This window comes from Priestia sp. J2, from assembly GCF_020790095.1.
Classification (GTDB): Bacteria; Bacillota; Bacilli; order Bacillales; family Bacillaceae_H; genus Priestia; species Priestia zanthoxyli.
Window position 1 is genome coordinate 1264205 of the sequence record NZ_CP086208.1, and the last position, 17467, is coordinate 1281671.

General features: G+C 37.7%; 18 protein-coding genes. 7 read left to right on the forward strand and 11 right to left on the reverse strand.

Annotated features, from left to right (window positions below; all coding sequences use genetic code 11):
* Nucleotides 1-467: 467 nt before the first annotated feature.
* The gene (locus tag LJY09_RS06425; protein WP_014461028.1) at nt 468-1343 is read right to left on the reverse strand and encodes a LysR family transcriptional regulator; all 876 of its coding nucleotides are present in this window, start codon (nt 1341-1343) and stop codon (nt 468-470) included.
* 241 nt (nt 1344-1584) lie between these two features.
* Between LJY09_RS06425 and LJY09_RS06430 the strand changes: the two genes are divergently transcribed.
* Nucleotides 1585-2361 carry a hypothetical protein gene (locus LJY09_RS06430; protein ID WP_033578396.1) on the forward strand — a complete coding sequence of 259 codons (777 nt, stop codon included), beginning with the start codon at nt 1585-1587 and terminating at the stop codon, nt 2359-2361.
* A gap of 139 nt (nt 2362-2500) precedes the next feature.
* Here the strand turns inward: LJY09_RS06430 and LJY09_RS06435 are convergent, their stop codons facing one another.
* The gene (locus tag LJY09_RS06435) at nt 2501-3196 is read right to left on the reverse strand and encodes a GNAT family N-acetyltransferase (protein ID WP_155010287.1); all 696 of its coding nucleotides are present in this window, start codon (nt 3194-3196) and stop codon (nt 2501-2503) included.
* Between the two features lie 144 nt (nt 3197-3340).
* On the opposite strand from LJY09_RS06435, the gene LJY09_RS06440 reads away from it, so the two are divergent.
* Nucleotides 3341-4126: an SDR family oxidoreductase gene (locus LJY09_RS06440; RefSeq protein ID WP_099000140.1), complete on the forward strand. Its 786-nt coding sequence runs from the start codon at nt 3341-3343 to the stop codon at nt 4124-4126.
* 36 nt (nt 4127-4162) lie between these two features.
* On the opposite strand, the gene LJY09_RS06445 is transcribed toward LJY09_RS06440, so the two are convergent.
* From LJY09_RS06445 to LJY09_RS06465, 5 genes are all read right to left on the reverse strand, one after another.
* Nucleotides 4163-4774: a nitroreductase family protein gene (locus LJY09_RS06445; protein WP_014461024.1), complete on the reverse strand. Its 612-nt coding sequence runs from the start codon at nt 4772-4774 to the stop codon at nt 4163-4165.
* 152 nt (nt 4775-4926) lie between these two features.
* Nucleotides 4927-6090 carry an aminotransferase A gene (locus LJY09_RS06450; RefSeq protein WP_028414126.1) on the reverse strand — a complete coding sequence of 388 codons (1164 nt, stop codon included), beginning with the start codon at nt 6088-6090 and terminating at the stop codon, nt 4927-4929.
* Between the two features lie 96 nt (nt 6091-6186).
* On the reverse strand, nt 6187-6408 hold the full coding sequence (locus tag LJY09_RS06455; protein WP_028414125.1) for an IDEAL domain-containing protein: 222 nt from the start codon (nt 6406-6408) through the stop codon (nt 6187-6189).
* Nucleotides 6409-6611: 203 nt separating this feature from the next.
* The gene (locus LJY09_RS06460) at nt 6612-6806 is read right to left on the reverse strand and encodes a hypothetical protein (protein WP_013056022.1); all 195 of its coding nucleotides are present in this window, start codon (nt 6804-6806) and stop codon (nt 6612-6614) included.
* Between the two features lie 113 nt (nt 6807-6919).
* On the reverse strand, nt 6920-7519 hold the full coding sequence (locus LJY09_RS06465; RefSeq protein ID WP_013082269.1) for a TetR/AcrR family transcriptional regulator: 600 nt from the start codon (nt 7517-7519) through the stop codon (nt 6920-6922).
* 297 nt (nt 7520-7816) lie between these two features.
* Between LJY09_RS06465 and LJY09_RS06470 the strand changes: the two genes are divergently transcribed.
* On the forward strand, nt 7817-8722 hold the full coding sequence (locus tag LJY09_RS06470; RefSeq protein ID WP_099000136.1) for a chemotaxis protein: 906 nt from the start codon (nt 7817-7819) through the stop codon (nt 8720-8722).
* A 50-nt stretch (nt 8723-8772) separates the two neighbouring features.
* On the opposite strand, the gene LJY09_RS06475 is transcribed toward LJY09_RS06470, so the two are convergent.
* The gene (locus LJY09_RS06475; protein WP_013056025.1) at nt 8773-9240 is read right to left on the reverse strand and encodes a YkyB family protein; all 468 of its coding nucleotides are present in this window, start codon (nt 9238-9240) and stop codon (nt 8773-8775) included.
* A 254-nt stretch (nt 9241-9494) separates the two neighbouring features.
* A complete protein-coding gene (locus tag LJY09_RS06480; protein ID WP_098112877.1) occupies nt 9495-10007 on the reverse strand; it encodes a L,D-transpeptidase family protein in 513 nt (170 codons plus the stop codon).
* Between the two features lie 102 nt (nt 10008-10109).
* On the opposite strand from LJY09_RS06480, the gene LJY09_RS06485 reads away from it, so the two are divergent.
* Both LJY09_RS06485 and LJY09_RS06490 read left to right on the forward strand, forming a co-directional pair.
* A complete protein-coding gene (locus LJY09_RS06485) occupies nt 10110-11636 on the forward strand; it encodes a Ppx/GppA family phosphatase (protein WP_228307616.1) in 1527 nt (508 codons plus the stop codon).
* Between the two features lie 73 nt (nt 11637-11709).
* Nucleotides 11710-13833, forward strand: coding sequence for an RNA degradosome polyphosphate kinase (locus LJY09_RS06490; RefSeq protein WP_028414120.1), 2124 nt, complete (start codon nt 11710-11712; stop codon nt 13831-13833).
* Nucleotides 13834-13872: 39 nt separating this feature from the next.
* Here the strand turns inward: LJY09_RS06490 and LJY09_RS06495 are convergent, their stop codons facing one another.
* Complete coding sequence (locus LJY09_RS06495; RefSeq protein WP_013056029.1) at nt 13873-14166, reverse strand: hypothetical protein; 294 nt, start codon at nt 14164-14166, stop codon at nt 13873-13875.
* Between the two features lie 145 nt (nt 14167-14311).
* Entirely contained in the window at nt 14312-15178 is an 867-nt protein-coding gene (locus LJY09_RS06500) for a metallophosphoesterase (protein WP_013082275.1), read from the reverse strand.
* A 171-nt stretch (nt 15179-15349) separates the two neighbouring features.
* On the opposite strand from LJY09_RS06500, the gene fadH reads away from it, so the two are divergent.
* Complete coding sequence (gene fadH, locus LJY09_RS06505; protein WP_028414119.1) at nt 15350-16114, forward strand: 2,4-dienoyl-CoA reductase; 765 nt, start codon at nt 15350-15352, stop codon at nt 16112-16114.
* A gap of 105 nt (nt 16115-16219) precedes the next feature.
* On the forward strand, nt 16220-17431 hold the full coding sequence (locus LJY09_RS06510) for an EAL domain-containing protein (protein ID WP_013056032.1): 1212 nt from the start codon (nt 16220-16222) through the stop codon (nt 17429-17431).
* The last annotated feature ends 36 nt before the right edge of the window (nt 17432-17467 follow it).

Below are 17467 nucleotides of genomic sequence, written 5' to 3' on the forward strand. Positions count from 1 at the left end.
ATTCATTCCTAGTTTGTTGAGACAATAATGGAGTCGTCTATGCTGAAAAGACGACTCCATCATGGGAAAAGAGAAACTATTTGGATTTTGCAAATGGGGATACAACTTAAGTAAATGAATGCTACATACTTATCTTACAAAAAAACGACTATAATATGAAATATATAATAACTATGATAACTATTCTTTTTAGTTATAGTTGAAAGAAATCTCTTTACAAATGCGTTGGTAACCTTTTCAAAAAAGAGTTTGTGAAATATAAGGTGTAATTATTTAATAAAAGGCAATCAAAAAAAGAGATGGAGACATGCCTAAATCAATTCCATCTCAAAACGAACCAATAGGATAAATGATTTAGTATGAATGACTTGTTACACCGCCATGAAAAAAATCCGAACGAGTTTGATTCTCCATCAAGAATCAAACTCATTCGGATTTTTAATTAAACTACTTTTGTCTCAGCTTTGTTAAACTGTACTTTTAATATAATCAATAAAAGCCTGTGTAGCATAAGAGATATAGCGATCTTTTTTAACGATTAAAGCAATTTCCCATGGAATAGCATTCTCGAGATTAATTACTTTCATATGCTCCAAATCCAGCTTTTCACATAATGAATAAGGGAAAAGAGCAATGCCGAGATTAGCAGCTACCAGCTCTCCAATGAAGTCCCACTGAGAGCTTTTAAAAGCAATATTAGGCGTAAATCCATTTTTTAAACATTCGTTATAGACCATTTCATGCATGGTGAAGTCTTCATGAAAGGAAATAAGCGTTTCGTCTTTTAACTCTTTTAATGAAATCGTAGAATGCTGAGCCAACGGATGAGATTTATGCACAACAAGCTGCAGTGTTTCTCGAGCTAAAGGAGTCGTAAAAAACATGTTTTCATCAACTGGAAGTAAAACTACGCCCACATCCACTTCTCCTTGTTCCACAAATTTTTGCATTCTTTTAGCTCCATATTCCACTAATTGAATATGAATCTCAGGGTATTGCTCTCGAAATGCTTTAATGATAGTAGGAAAAAACAATGTACCAATAATAGGGGGAATACCTATTTTGATGGTTCCTCTTTTTAAATGCATTAAATCATAGAGGGAATCCGATAAATCTCGGAGAGAAGATAAAATGCTTTCAGCTTGCTCGTACACGATTATTCCTGCATCGGTAAGCTGAACTTGTTTGCCAGCGCGATCAAACAAAGGGGTGCCGAGCTCTTCTTCTAATGATTTAACCATTTTACTGAGAGAAGGTTGAGAAATATGCAGCGCTTCAGAAGCTCTTGTGAAATTTTTATGTTTAGCCACTTCTGTTAAGTAATGCAAATGGCGAACATCCATTTTGTATACCTCCGTGTTCATACATGCTAATTAATAAGATACACACATTCTACCACATTCACAATCGGCTCTATACCTTTCTTTCCTATCAAATAAAATGATCAGTAGAAGAGGTAGTGAATACAAAAGAAATTGCCAACAATATATATTTACACATTGTTTATTTTAGAAGTATAATATATAAATCAGTAGAACGGTTACATATCGATCACAGAATCAATCAATAAGGTGGTTAGAACGGTTGAGTAAAGCAGATGAAATAAGAGATATCGTTTATATTAATGGCCATGTAAATAAAAAATGCTTTATTACATATGGAATTGAATTTAAAGAGTTTTATCATTCCCTTCCTACGCCGCTTGCAAATATATTATTGTTAAAGCATGGTTTTGAAGACAGTGATTACCACTACCAAACCCATATGGACTACGTAGAAGAAGAACAAATTCATCTTTTAGCAGAGGATGATGTTTATAATTATGGTGACTTTTGTTGGATTGATTTTGAGGATATATCTTCGTTGGATTTGTTAGAACCTCAAGATATTGCAGCGCTGCTGTATTTAGGTCATTTAAAAAAACCGCTCAATTCACCATTTAATAATAAACTCGGTAATCAATTTGTTTATTTAGCTCATGATGATGGATTTTATAACAAAATCTATTTTCGAGATGTATATGATATGAAGCATATTTTAAGCCGAATCATTCCGTTAAAAATGTCAGCAATTAAGCAAAAAAGATTTGTATTTAGAAGGAAGAAGTTAGAGTATCCAATATTGCCGCTCGTGTTAGCAAATACGCTTCTTACTTTAACGAATGACGGTTTGTTTATTGATTTCGAACATATGGTTCAATCCCGTAAAGATATTAAAATTCCTTTGTATACAATCGGTGATTTTGACGATATGAATGAAATGTATAACGATCGGTTTGAGCACAAAGAGATGAGTAAATTGCAGGCGCATCTTGTTCTCACTCATAAAGAACTAGAGTGGAGCATTGAAGAAGTTCAATAATCTAAAAAGAGGTTGAGACATAACGAAATGAACCCAATCAACTGCTAGAAGGAACGAAACAGATAAAACTATATTCACCATCACAAAAAAACGAACCACTAATCAAACATGTTGATTAATGGTTCGTTTTTCACTTGGGCTAAAATACCTTTGTCCCAGCCTCTTTTTGAATAGCCGTATAAAATGGATTTTTCCATTCCATTAGTACGGCGTAGTTGTGTGAATCTTCATCTTCAATATAGTTTGCTGCGAGGCCAATAGGCGTTCTGCCACAGCGCATCAAAAAGGTCATAACGGGGTCGTAGAGAGTTCCGGCTGATACAAGGTTCATATATTCAACGGGCGTGTACAAGGAAGACACTGGTGCGTATCCAGGGATGCGGCACCCGCCGAGCAGCCTTTCTAACTTGTAATGAATCACTACGTCATATAAAGACTGCAAAAGAAGCTTGCCAAGCCCCATCGATCGATGCGAAGGAGTGACGCACACGTCTACTACATAAAGCGTATTACCAGAAGAGTCGTGCGTATGAATATATCCGCTTCCTGTTACTTCATCCCATGTGTGAGCCGCATTTCCTTCCACTGAAACAATCGCGCTTGTGATAGATCCGCATATTGTCCCGTCTATCTCCACGCATAGCGCTCCATCCGGAAAAAGGGAAACATGGTTATTTAACTGATCTTTGCTCCATAATAATTCAGAAGGGAAAGGAGGGGGAAAACTTTCTTCTTGAATCCGAATCAACTCATCAAAATCATTCGATGTATATGATCGTACCGTACATATTACAGGCTTATTTTGATGAAAGACAAAGCATTGCTTTTTATACACTGCTTTTTTGCCTCCTTTAAGAAATAATTTTCAGATAATTAAGTATACCATATGGAAAAAAGAAATTATTTCGTATTTATTGAAGAATTTGACGAGAACGTGATAAAGTTAAAAAGATTCGAACTATTAGACGAGGTGAAAGAAATGGATGTTGAATTAAAAGGAAAAACAGCGCTTGTATTTGCAGCCAGCCAAGGGCTTGGCAAAGCGATTGCTGCTAGGCTCGCAGAAGAAGGCGCAAACGTTATGATTGCAAGTCGTTCAGAAGAGAAACTAGCCCAAGTAGCAGAAGAGATTTCATACCTTGGAAGCGGACAAGTGTTACATAAAACGGCAGACGTTACAAAAACAGAGGACATTCAAGATGTTATTCAATATACAGTAGATACGTTTGGAACTATTGATATTTTAATTAATAATACAGGAGGTCCTAAAGCTGGGAACTTCCTTTCGTTAACAGATGATGATTGGAAGCATGCATTTGAGTCAAATCTCCTCAGCTATATTCGTATTATTCGTGAGGTAGTGCCCTTTATGAAAAAGAGCGGAGGACGTATTGTCAATATTGCTTCTTCTTCCATTAAAGAGCCAATTGCTGGACTTATTCTGTCAAATACCTTCCGTACAGGAATCGTGGGACTTACGAAAACACTTGCTTCAGAACTAGCAGAGGACGGTATCTTAATTAACACGGTTGCGCCAGGAAGAATTGCAACAGACCGAGTGAAAGAGCTAGATACCATTCGTGCTGAAAAATTGGGAGTAGATGTTTCAGAAATTGAAGAAGAGATGAGAGACCAAATTCCTCTTAAGCGCTACGGTCAGCCTGAAGAGTTTGCTAAAGCCGTTGCTTTCTTTGTCTCGGGAGCGAATTCATATATGACAGGCCAGTCATTTCTAATCGACGGAGGCATGGTGAAATCCATTTAGTTACATAGAAAAACCCTGCAGCTGCAGGGTTTTTTGTTAAATCCAAGTTGTAACTTGATCTAATGGTAAACGATCGCTAGCATGTGCTTCTTTAGCTGCTTTTCCAACTGAAATAAGCATAACTGGAATGTATCGATCCTCAATTTTAAACTCTTCTACAAATTTTTGTGCGTTAAATCCGCCCATTGAACATGTGTCATATCCTTTTGCTTTTGCTGCAAGCATGAATGTCATAGATGCAAGCGAAGCATTTGTAAACGCGGCATCGCGGGCAAAAGCACCGTTTTTATAAGCGCCATTAATTTGTCCTGACAAAATGTTTTTTACGTCTTCTGTCATGTGACCTGCTTCGACTAGTGGGTTGTACACGTCATCTACATTTTTATTGGCTTCTAAATCACCTAACACAGCTACTACAGCGCCTGCTTCTGTAATTTGTTTTTGGTTGTAAGCAATTGGAAGTAGACGTTCTTTCGCATCTTGGTCTGTAATAACAACGAAATGCCAGTGCTGTAAGTTCCAAGCTGATGGTGACTTCACTGTTGCTTCTAAAAGTTCCGTTAATTCTTCTTTGCTTAATTTAGCTGAAGAGTCATATTCTCGAATCGATGTACGTTCATTTACCACATCAAAAAAATCTTTTGTCATAATAAAAACCTCCGTTAAAAGTATGTATTTCTTTAGTGAATCGATGCACATTTTATAATGATACACTATTGAAGTCAATTTATATGCTTCTAGTATACCCGCTCTTATGTGCTATCACTCACAAAAAAATGCATACACTTCTTACCACCGGTTTAACGTGATTGACGAGATGTAAGATAAGCTTCAATTCGATCACAGGCTTCACGCAGCGTGTTCATGGAATACGCATACGACAGGCGTACATATCCTTCACCTTGGGAAGAAAAAGCGCTGCCGGGTACTAGTGCAACACCCGCTTCTTTGACTAACTCCAGGGCAAAATCAAATGAATTACTGTGGAAGTTCTGGATAGAAGGGAAGATATAAAAAGCACCAGTCGGCTTTTCTACGTCAAATCCCATGTTTACTAGTCGGTTATACACATAATTCAGTCTTTGTTCGTATTCTTTTTTCATATCCACCGCATCGTTTTTACCTGCTGTCAGTGCCTCGAGTGCAGCTGCTTGAGAGACAGAAGAAGCACAGCTCACGTTGTATTGATGAACTTTTAAAATATGTTTGGCTAAATAAGAAGGAGCAAATAAAAGACCAATTCGCCAGCCCGTCATGGAGTGAGACTTTGATACTCCGTTAATAACAATTGTTTTCTCTCTCATAGATGAAATGGAGGCAATGGACTGATGTTTTTTATCAAAAACGAGCTCGCTGTATATTTCATCAGATAGTACAAAAATATTTTTATCGCTTAAAAGAGCGGAAATTTCTTCTAATTCTTGCTGTGACAACGTCACGCCTGTAGGATTAGACGGATAAGGTAAGATGACGCATCTTGTTTTAGAGGTCAAATGTTGTTCGATTAAATCCGCAGTTAGTCGAAATCCTGTTTCGGTTGTATCAATATGTACAGGTTTAGCGCCGTTTAACCGGATAAGCGGTTCGTATCCTGGATAAACAGGTCCAGGCAAGATAACTTCGGAATCTTCTTCTAAAATGGTGCGAAGAGCAATATCAATTGCTTGACTAGCTCCAATGGTCACAATCACTTCATCCGCTGGGTTATAGTGCAAGTCATATTTTTCTTTGACAAATTGAGCTGCTGCCTCGCGCAGTTCGATTGTTCCAGCATTGTGGGTATAAGAAGTTTGGTTACCATCAATTGCAGATTTTGCCGCTTCTTTTACATGCTGTGGTGTTAAGAAGTCAGGTTGTCCAATTGTGAGGGATAAAACATCTTGGTATTGTGAGACCATATTATAAAATGTACGTATTCCTGATAGTTCAATTTCTTTGACACGTTTATTGATTAAGTGCTCCATGGTTTCAAATCCTTCCGCGTATTTTCAACTCATTTTATCACAATGAAAATAGGTAAAAAACCACTATTTGCGCATTTTGCAAATAGTGGTTTTAAGTTAGGTGTTATATAGCTTATTATAAGCAGTTGTTAGTTCATAAAATTGTTCTTCATCTCTGTTATCTAACGCATCGTCGATAAGAGATTTCAAATGCTGTTTATTAAAGTTTGTACTCATAGCCGTTAAAATACGATCAGCTTCTTTTGCGTAATAGTGTTGGTAAGGTGTGTACTGAGATGAGTGAGGATAGTGATTCATATTTTTTCGATAAGAACTCATAACATAAACCTCCTTTTTTAAAATAAAACGCAGCTTCTATTACTTGAAATGTACCCTTTCTATATAGTTGTTAACCCTGTTTTTAACTGCGAATGTGCTAAGGTATGTGTTAGGAAATCAGAGGTTCCTTGCTTCACGTTCAATTCTAGATTCAAAAAAATAAGTGCATAAAAAGACCTGCATATATATGCAGGTCTTGTATATTAGTCAGTGTGTATTTGGCCTTCACGCCAATAAACGGGGGAAACGTAGCCAAAATCAACTTCATGATCGTCCAATGTGACAACGCAGTGATCAGAGCCTTCTTGTTCTTTAATATCTTGATATACAGCTTCTTCTACGTTTTCAATAATGGTCATTTCATTATCGTCATTAAAAAGAATGACGGAGCCTTTCATATTACGAACACCTTCTTTTAAGATTATTCATTCACTTTGTGTAGTATAAACCGTTTTGGCTGTAGAGTCCACAGCTATCTTCGATTTCTTGTTAAAAATTTGTGAACAGGCTTTTAGGAATGAATAAGAAACCCTCTAAATAGAAGAGTAACCGACTTGTCTATTCTTTCTTGAAGGGTAGCAGAGTCGGGTTGGTTAGTACACCAGTAGAGAAGGGTGCCAAAAAAATTAAGTATAGCAATAGAAGCCATTTCTTCGGCAGGGATATCGACTATAAGTTCACCTCGGTCTTGTCCTGTTTGAAAAACTTTTGTAAAATGAGCGCGCATTTTTTCAATTTGAAGAATTTCAGATTGTTGAAAGGAACTGTTGGTAATAGCAATATGAAACCAAGAACGGATTAGGTGAGGGTTCGCTTCTTCGTTTGATTGTGCTAGTAATAAAAACAGTTGTTTAACAATGGCAGCAGTTGATTCTTCGGTTTGAAGGAGCTGTTCTAATTTATAGGAGATACGGTTTGTGAAATTAATTCCAAGGTAGTGAAGAACTTCTTCTTTTGTTTTGAAGTAATTAAAAAATGTTCCCTTTGCTACACCCGCTTCATGCGTAATTTGAGACACAGTCGTTTTTTGATATCCCTGCTGTTGGAATAAAGAGATAGCTGCTTTTTGAATGCGTTTTTTTGTTTCTTCTTTTTGTAATCCTCTGTTCATAAATTACACCTCATTTGAATAGGAGTGGTCGTTTGACTCAAGTTCATAAGCTAGTATAGAGAAGTAAAGTAGAGCAAGTAAAAAACTGAGCAGAGGATAAGACGAAAGGGATCAACGCTCATGTTTTTATATAGTATATAATATTCTGTTAATTCGTAAAACAATATTTTATGTATATGTTTTAGGGAAAAAGGATAATAAAATAAGAAAATTTTTCTTTACGGATATAAGAGGCGGTCACTATAATAGGAAATATGAACTATTAGATAAGCGGGTGAGATGAGAGGAGTAAGTGATATGAATCAAGATAAAGGAATACTGTTAGAAAGTGGTACAAACGAACTGGAAATTGTCGAATTTGAGATAGGAAATGTTTTATTTGGCATCAATGTAGTAAAAGTTAGAGAGATTATTAATCCCGTATCTCTTACACCTGTTCCAAATGCGCATTCTTACATAGAAGGTATTATAGAGCTAAGAGGAGAAGTTCTTCCTGTCGTTGACATAGCAAAAGCGTTAAAAATGGAACCTTCAAATACGCCGGAAAAAGATAAGTTAATCGTCACAGAGTTCAATCAGCAAAAAATAGTCTTTCACACACACGCAGTAACGCAAATTCACCGTATTTCTTGGAAAGAAATTGAGAAGCCTTCAGATTTGTATCAAGGTTTGGAAACGCAGATTACTGGAGTGGTAAAATTAAACGGGCAAATGCTTCTGCTGTTAGACTTCGAAAAGTTGATTTCTGATGTGAACCCTGATGCCGGTATTAATCAGTCGAAAATAAAAAAGCTAGGGGCTAGAGAACGTTCTAATAAAAAGATTGTCGTGGCTGAAGACTCGCCGCTGCTGCGCCGAATGATTGAAGATACTCTTGCACAAGCAGGTTATGAGAACACGGAATTTTTCGAGAACGGTGAGGAAGCATGGAACTATCTAAGCTCGGTGATCGATGAAGGAGTGGAAATCAGTGATCAAGTCCAGCTGCTTATTACAGATATAGAAATGCCGCAAATGGATGGACATCATTTAACTAAAAAAGTGAAAGAAAATCCTCAGCTTTCTATCCTTCCAGTTATTATTTTCTCTTCTCTTATCACAGAAGATTTACGTCACAAGGGAAAAATGGTAGGAGCGGAAGGACAAGTAAGTAAGCCTGAAATCGGAGAGCTTGTTGAGTTGATTGATCTCTATATTTTGTAGGAAGACAAAAAAGTGCCTGAAAGCAGATTGCTCCACTTCAGGCACTTTTTTTAAAAATAACTTTTACCCAGCGGTTTAAACACAGGTGCTTGCCGTTTTCTTGGAGTCGAAACAGGGCTTTTAGCCGGCTGTACGAGATGACCCGTATATTTAGATAATAAGCGCTTCGCATAAGATAATGACATAGTCGTTTTGGGATTTCGATACTGATGGTTTAAATGGCCGAGGTGTGATAACTCTTTGAAGTCTTCTTTCTTTGGAGGCATATGGAAAAAGTAGTCTCCAACTGATACAAGTACATCTGATTTTTGTTGACTTTTACCAGGGTTTGGCGAAAAGTGAAGTCCTTCTTTTTTTGCTTTTCCTTCTAAAATTAGTTGATCTAATGCAATTTTCTTTAACGTATATAACTGCTTAGGATCAGGAGCAGCTTTTGCGTGACGATTTACAGTGAAAATAGCTTGTGCAATCTCAGATACAGACGGGGTCAAAGAGCCTTGTCCATTTGCTTGAGACATACGTTCACTCCCTTTCTATCATATCAGCTGTTCAACCTATAAGGTGAAAGCTGATACGTTCATTATAGCGTGTCTTGTCCCATTTGAAAATAATTACACGAAGAAGTATTTTGGTAATTAATGAAATTTCCTATGTATAGGGTTTGTTTTGTTACGCTTCCTTATACAAGTAAAGTGGAACAGCACGCCATACTTTCTATTTAAAAAAAATGCTGCTCGCACAGTTAAACAATCATTGATTAGTAAATCTCGAACTATTGACCCATTCGTCGAGAGGGTCGAATATAAACACCAGTACCATTTGGCACAATTTGAGCTAGCTCATTTACTTGGGCATTATACATGCGAATGCATCCTTTGGATACGGCTTTTCCAATAGAACTTGGATTATTTGTTCCGTGAATGCCATATGACTTTTTAGACAAGCTTAGCCACATTGTACCAAAAGGCCCCCCGGGGTTTGGTTCCCGGTTAACGATAACAAAGTCTCCAGTAGGGGTTGCGCTCAGCATTTTTCCTGCTGCAATGGGATAGACTTTTTGTATGATATTATTTCTTCGTAATTCAAGCTGTTTTTCAGCAATAAACACGTGGATCGTGTAAGGAATGAGCTCTTTATCGGGGAGGTTTGGAATGATGATTACTTGCCCAGGCTTCAGCGCATGATGGCTTACAAAAGGATTAGCCATCCACAGGTCTTCAACCGGAATCCGGTAGTCACCTGAAACGCTTTGCCAGGTTTCACCGCGCTTTACTATATATCTCATTAACTTCGCTCCTTTGATATATGACTATGCTGTAACAGTATACGATTGAAAAAAGTAAAAGTGACTTTTTAAAGTTATTTTGAAAAAGGTGTTGAAATTACATTGACTTATAAGCATGGACTGATTGATATAGGTTCAAATACGATACGCCTTGTTATTTATGAATACAAAAAAGGCAGAGGGTTTAAGCAAATTGAAAACGTGAAAGTAGCTGCACGGATTCGAAATTATTTAGATAAAGAAGGAGTGTTAACGGCTAAAGGAATACATACCTTGCTTGATACGCTTAAAACGTTTGGAGTTATTACCAAGCATTATCAGCTGCTGTGCGTTACCTGTGTGGCCACAGCTACCATCCGTCAAGCGACTAATGCAAAAGAAGTTCTAGCCCTTGTAAAAAAAGAAACGGGCTTTTCTATTCAACTATTGTCTGAATATGAAGAAGCGTATTACGGCTTTGTTGCAGTTATTCATTCCACTTCGATCGAAGAAGCCATTACAATTGACATTGGCGGGGGAAGTACGGAAGTTACATATTTTCGCAATCGAGAGTTAGTGCAGTACCACAGCTTTCCATTCGGTGCCTTATCTCTACGTCTGCAGTTCGTCAAAGGCAATATTCCCACTGCAGAAGAAAAAGCGAAAATCCGGGATTTCGTGATCCGGCATTTCCATGCTGTCCCTTGGCTTTTAAATCGTCATGTGCCGATTGTAGCAATTGGAGGAAGTGCAAGAAGTATGGTGCAACTGCATCAAGGTTTTATCCACTATCCTCTCGCGGGGCTGCATCAATATGATATGAATTTAGCTGATATATTGCATGTGAAATCTGCTATAGGCTCGTTGTCTTATCACAATCTTCAAAAGCTAGACCGCTTGTCAAACGATCGTGCGGATACAATTTTGCCAGCGATTGAAGTATTTCAATCATTATATGAAACAGTGAACGCGACTCGCTTCATCCTAAGCCGCAAAGGCTTGAGAGAAGGGGTGTTATTTAAAGAAGCATCTGATGCTAATATCCAGCCAATGTACCTCGATGTCATACAGCAAAGTTTTCAAGAAATAATGGAAGAGTTTGAAGTAAGTAAAGATTACGTCAAACAGCTTACGCGCACAGCTAGTATGATGTTTCAGCATCTTAGGGAGCAGGGACCGGTTGAGTTAAAAGAGGATGACTTAGCGCTTCTTATAAAAGCTGCGCAAGTGTATGATATAGGAAAGTATATTGATGCGGAATCAAGCAGCCAGCATACGTTTTATGTGCTTGCTAATCGTACAATAGATGGAATTTCACATAGAGAACGTTTAAAGCTGGCACTTGTTTCTTCATATAAAGGGAAGTCTTCTTTTAGGCAATATGTTGCTCCTTTTAAAAAGTGGTTAACAAAAGACGAACAAAAAAAAGTCCAGCTGCTCGGTGCACTTTTAAAAATAGCTGATGGCTTACATGCAACAAAGCGAAATGTTGTTCAACATATTGATGTGAAAAGCGATGAAAACACAGTGACGATTAAACTATTATGTACAAAAACCTTTCTTCCTGAACAATATCAGGCTGAAAAACAGAAAAAGCATCTAGAAAAAGTAGTGAAAAAAAATATTGTTCTTGAATTTACTAAGCTTTAGAATAACGCTGGATCGGTTAGAATATTCAGTATAGCTAACTAGATTAAATTCATTATCCTGGAAGGTGAGGCTAATGTTAGAAAGTAATCGCACTTATAAGCAAACCATACAAGTGGCTGATTCAGCTTATTACAATAATCGTGAATTGAGCTGGCTGGCCTTTAACAAGCGGGTGCTGGAAGAAGCTGTAGATACGAAAAACCCTTTGCTTGAGCGATTTAAATTTCTAGGGATTTTCAGTTCGAATCTGGATGAGTTTTTTATGATTCGGGTAGCGGGGTTAAAAGATCAGGTGAAGGCTGGATTTAACAAACCCGAAAACAAAGCAGGCTTTACTCCTACACAGCAGCTATTCTCTATCTCCAAACAAAACCACGAGCTTGTCAAGCAGCGGTATGATACGTATATTCACACACTTCTTCCCGAATTACAGAAATACGGTGTGGAAATCATTTCGGTTGAAAAGCTGGAGAAATCAAATCTAGATAAGCTTGAACAGTATTTTGACGAGCAAATCTTTCCCGTATTAACTCCTATGGCTATTGATACATACCGGCCGTTTCCTATGTTGATGAATAAAAGCTTGAACTTAGCAGTTGTCCTTTCAGAAAAGTTAAATGATGAGCAGCAAATTGCCGAGATAAAAGGAAGACTAGCCATCGTTCAAGTACCTTCGATGCTAACGCGCTATATTGAAATAGCTACGTCAGATTCTACCCGTCTATTTGTATTGCTAGAGGATGTGATTGCCTATTTTATTAAAAAGTTGTTTAAGGGATACTGCGTTTCTTCCGTTTCTCAATTTCGAATTACCCGCAACGCAGATATGACTATTCACGAAGAAGACGCTCAAGATTTATTAAAAGAGATTGAAGAAGAGTTGCAGAAACGAAAATGGGGAGCGGCTGTTCGGCTTGAGATTAAGAGTCCATACGATCAGGGTGTACTAGCGTATTTAAAGTCAGTCCTTGAAATTGACGATGAAGATGTGTATGAGATCAAAGAACAGTTGGATTTAACCAGTTTGTTTTCGTTTTATAGATTACTTAAATCTACCCATGAAGAGCTCGCTGAAAAAGCCTTTATTCCTAAGGTTACAACACAGTTACACCCGGATCAAAATGTTTTCGATCAAATGATTCAAAGAGACATTTTGCTTCACCATCCTTATGAATCGTTTAAGCCGGTGCTTGACTTTGTTAACTGTGCAGCAGACGATGAAAATGTGCTTGCTATTAAGCAAACGTTATATAGGGTAAGCGGAGATTCTCCCGTTATTAAAGCATTAAAACGAGCGGCTGCAAAAGGTAAACAAGTGACGGTACTAGTTGAACTAAAAGCAAGGTTTGATGAAGAGAATAATGTGCAATGGGCTAAAGAGCTAGAGCGGGCAGGATGCCACGTGATATATGGAATGACGCATTTAAAAACGCATGGTAAAATTACGCTCGTGGTGAGAAGAGAAGGAGAGCATATTAAGCGATTTGTTCATCTTGGTACTGGGAATTACAACGATGCGACGGCAAAGATCTATACGGATATAAGTCTTTTTACTGTCAACCAAAACATCGGGATAGATGCGGCCAATTTTTTTAATTACTTAAGTGGCTATACGCAAAAACCAGTATATCATCATTTATCCGTTGCACCATTTGATATAAGAAACGATTTTTTGCATCTCATTGATCAGGAAATCCAGTATCACAGACGGTATGGCAATGGAAGAATCATTGGGAAAATGAACTCATTGACGGATAAAATTTTAATTATGAAGCTATATGAAGCTTCTATAGCGGGTGTGACAATCGAACTCATTGTTAGAGGAGCGTGCTGCTTGCGCCCTCAAATTCAAGGCGTTAGCGAGAATATCAGAGTAAGAAGCATTGTCGGACGATTTTTAGAACATAGCCGAATTTATTATTTTCATCATAATAAACAGGAAAAGTTTTTCTTTTCATCTGCAGATATGATGACAAGAAATATGGTGAAACGAGTAGAAATTTTATTTCCTATCTTGGATACACATTTGAAAAAAAAAGTGTGGAAGTGGCTTGAAGTTATGCTTGCTGATAATGTAAAAGCACGAGAACAAGATCAAGAAGGGAATTATCATTACGTCATAAAAAAAGAACATGAGCTCTCTATTAATAGCCAAGAGATCTTTTGTCAATATGCTCTTTGCGACGATCAAGAATAACATAAAAAAAGCCGAGTGCTCGGCTTTTTAGTCATGTTATTATCTAGGAATGGGACCACCAGGACCGTATCCAGGTCCGTAGTATGTGTTATAAACAGGAGCACCGCCTCCATAACCGGCACCAGGGTAGCCTCCTCCAGGAAATCCACCGCCGTAAAACGGAACTGGATAAGGATAAGGTGGTGGACAGCACCCAGGTCTGCCTCCAAAACCGCCAACAGCTAGTCCGCCAAGCAGCCCACCAGCTAAGCCAGCAACAAAAGGAAATCCAAAAAAGCGCTCGTCACCATTTGGAATATTACGATATCCTGTATAGGGATATTGATAGTACATAATTTAACCTCCTTGTCAGTTGTCTTTGTAGTGTATGGCTGAACGGAAGCTTTTGAGCCTGGTTTATTTCTTTAAGACTAGAATTAGGCGGTCACGATCAGCTAAAAAAAGACAATCAACATAAAAACGCCCTGTAAGGGCGTTTTTATGTTGATTGCAAGGTGAAAAGCGTAATTTCAGGCGTAGCTAAAAAACGAAAAGGAATGCGCGTGGTTCCTAAGCCTCTATTCACATAAAGCTTCATTTTAGAATCTCCAACTTCGTACATTCCTTCAGGGTAAACCGTCCCAAAGGGCGGTGTAATCAAAGGACCGTAAAAAGGAATTTGAATTTGGCCTCCATGACTATGGCCGGAGAGCTGAAGATCCACTGGAAAAGGAGCTGCTTTGACAGCAACGTCAGGTTCATGAATCATAGCAATAGAAAAGATATCCGGCTGTAATTGTCCTAGCGTTCCCTCATATTGTGGATTCCCAAGCATAATATCATCGAGTCCACAAATATGAATGTAGCTTTTATCGGGCATGGACACTGTGTCAACTTCATTTACTAGAAGTCTAAATCCTGCGTCTTCAATGGCTTGTTTGTAGATATTTGTTCCATATCCTCCATGATCATGATTACCATATATAGCATATTTTCCAAGAGGAGCCTGAAGCCTCTGTAAAATCGGGGGAATTCTTTCTGGATGCGGGTATTCATTAGGTACATCCATTAAATCTCCAGTAAATAATATAATAGTAGGCTTCAAATTATTTATGGTTACCATAAGCTGTTCTAGTTGTAATAAATCATAAGAGAGTCCAAGGTGAATATCACTAAATTGTAAAATTTTTATTCCGTTAAAGCTTTTCGGAATGTTTTTAGAAGTAATTGTATGACGAACAATTTGCAGACGTCTAGGCTCAATATATTTGGCATATGTATACCCAAAAGACGTGGTGAGCAAAGACCCTAACGAAATAGACGCTAGTCCTTTCAAAAAAGATCGTCTTGTATACGTCTTTTTCATGCAAAATCAACCTATTCCTTATAGTTTTCAAGTTTTCATTATAGCATTGTTTTTTTTATCATCACAACGAGAAGTCTGCTTTTAAGTTAAATAGATAAAAGTTTCACTTTATTCAGAAAAAATAGTAAAATAATAGTTGTAAAACACTTATGTTTTGGGGAGGAAGATAAATTGAAGAACAAGGTCGTAATTGTTACTGGCGGTTCAAGTGGAATGGGAAAACATATGGCGAAGCGATTTGCAGAACAAGGTGCTCATGTGGTAATCACAGGTAGGTCAGCCGATCGATTACAAGAGACAGAAAAAGAAATTAAAACGTTTGATGGACAGGTACTTTCCGTGGTGATGGATGTACGCAATCCAGAAGATGTGGAACGAATGGTTCAAGAAACAGACAAGGCATTTGGACAAATTGATTTTTTAGTTAATAATGCTGCAGGAAATTTTATATGTGCAGCTGAAGACTTATCCGTTAACGGATGGAACAGCGTAATTAATATTGTATTAAATGGTACATTTTATTGCAGTTCCGCAGTAGGGAAATATTGGATCGATAAAGGTACAAAAGGAGCCATTACAAACATTGTGGCTACATATGCGTGGAACGCAGGAGCAGGTGTTATTCATTCAGCTTGTGCCAAGTCAGGAGTTTTAACCATGACGCGCACGCTCGCAGTAGAGTGGGGAAAGAAATACGGTATACGGGTGAATGCGATTGCGCCGGGGCCGATCGAGCGAACAGGAGGAGCCGATAAGTTATTTGAGTCAGAAAAAATGAAAGCGCGTACATTGAATTCTGTGCCATTAGGACGCCTTGGAACTCCTGAGGAAATAGCAGGATTAGCTAGTTTCTTATTCTCCGATGAAGCATCTTATATCAATGGGGAATGCATCACAATGGACGGGGGACAGTGGCTAAATCAGCATCCTTTTTAAGGTTGGATACGCACTAAAAAGTACAAAGCAAACCTAGAAGGACTAGCAAAATTATGCTATTCGTATTATACTAACGTAAAGTGAACAAGGAGAGGGGAGAGTTGAGTGGACCCGTTAGATGTATTAACAAACATAGAGAAAACTCTTCCGTATTATCAAGCAATTTTTAGTGCAGATGGACATAGAGTAATTGGCTATGAAGTGTTGGCGAGGTTTCAAAATGAAGGGGAAATTGAAAGTCTCGGCCCATTCTTTCATGATGATGCGATTCCGGATGAATATCGCATAGAAGTTGATTATGCTGTTTTAACACAAGCGCTCGAGCATATGTTGACCCAGGAAGAACAATTTTTAATTTTTATTAATCAGAACCCTAATTTATTAATGAACGATCATGGAGAATCCTTGCTAGAATTATTGCAACTTTTCGAAAATAAAGGATTATCGCTTGATCGAATTGTTCTCGAAATTACAGAACACAATTTTAGTGGAGATTTGGAATCGCTTCAACACTTACTAAAGTATTATCAAACATATGGTATTAAGATTGCAATTGATAATATAGGAAAAGAAAGTAGTAATCTAGACAGAATTGGGTTGCTGTCACCAGATATCTTAAAAGTAGATTTACATATTCTAAGACAAACGGACATGGCGCAGTCGTATCAAGACGTATTGTATTCTTTATCTCTTTTAGCAAGAAAAATGGGTGCTACGCTTCTATATGAAGATATAGAAGCCTCCTATCAGCTGCAGTATGCATGGAGAAACGGAGGCAGATATTTTCAAGGTTATTATTTACATAAGCCGGCTGCTGAACTTGTCGATCCGAACATCTTAAAGGATAAACTAAAGGAACGTTTCGAAATGTATATCGCTCATGAAAAGAAAAAGCTGCTTGCTGTTTACCAGCTGACGGAACGCTTTCAAGATAAAATGCAGCAGGTAATGACAAAGTGCAGAAAGCTAGAAACGTATGACGATATGCTGCCTGTTATTGCAGAAGAACTATCCAACGTGTGTTTTCGCCTTTACATCTGCGATGAAAATGGATTTCAAAAGTCTTCTAACTATGTAAAGAAAAACGAGGATTGGATTCTTGAGCCTGAATATGTAAAGAAAAATTGGAGCTGGCGCCCATATTTTCTTGAGAATATTATTCGAATGAGCTATGAAAAAAAAGGCATATTATCAGATTTGTATAATGATATTGAAACAGGTGAGAATATCCGGACTTTTTCGTATCCGATTGATAATATGCACTATATATTCCTTGATATTTCATATTCTTTTTTATATGAAAGAGACGTTTTGTAGAGAATATATAAGTTGAAGTTAAACCGGCAATCAGCA

Excerpts from the sequence above, each read along its gene's own strand:
- LJY09_RS06460 (WP_013056022.1), bottom strand. The coding sequence starts at position 6,806 with ATGAAAGGCTCCGTCATTCTTTTTAATGACGATAATGAAATGACCATT.
- LJY09_RS06425 (WP_014461028.1), bottom strand. The coding sequence starts at position 1,343 with ATGGATGTTCGCCATTTGCATTACTTAACAGAAGTGGCTAAACATAAA.
- LJY09_RS06480 (WP_098112877.1), bottom strand. The coding sequence starts at position 10,007 with ATGAGATATATAGTAAAGCGCGGTGAAACCTGGCAAAGCGTTTCAGGT.
- LJY09_RS06500 (WP_013082275.1), bottom strand. The coding sequence starts at position 15,178 with ATGAAAAAGACGTATACAAGACGATCTTTTTTGAAAGGACTAGCGTCT.
- LJY09_RS06450 (WP_028414126.1), bottom strand. The coding sequence starts at position 6,090 with ATGGAGCACTTAATCAATAAACGTGTCAAAGAAATTGAACTATCAGGA.
- LJY09_RS06455 (WP_028414125.1), bottom strand. The coding sequence starts at position 6,408 with ATGAGTTCTTATCGAAAAAATATGAATCACTATCCTCACTCATCTCAG.
- LJY09_RS06440 (WP_099000140.1), top strand. The coding sequence starts at position 3,341 with ATGGATGTTGAATTAAAAGGAAAAACAGCGCTTGTATTTGCAGCCAGC.
- LJY09_RS06470 (WP_099000136.1), top strand. The coding sequence starts at position 7,817 with ATGAATCAAGATAAAGGAATACTGTTAGAAAGTGGTACAAACGAACTG.
- LJY09_RS06475 (WP_013056025.1), bottom strand. The coding sequence starts at position 9,240 with ATGTCTCAAGCAAATGGACAAGGCTCTTTGACCCCGTCTGTATCTGAG.
- LJY09_RS06445 (WP_014461024.1), bottom strand. The coding sequence starts at position 4,774 with ATGACAAAAGATTTTTTTGATGTGGTAAATGAACGTACATCGATTCGA.
- LJY09_RS06490 (WP_028414120.1), top strand. The coding sequence starts at position 11,710 with ATGTTAGAAAGTAATCGCACTTATAAGCAAACCATACAAGTGGCTGAT.
- LJY09_RS06465 (WP_013082269.1), bottom strand. The coding sequence starts at position 7,519 with ATGAACAGAGGATTACAAAAAGAAGAAACAAAAAAACGCATTCAAAAA.
- LJY09_RS06495 (WP_013056029.1), bottom strand. The coding sequence starts at position 14,166 with ATGTACTATCAATATCCCTATACAGGATATCGTAATATTCCAAATGGT.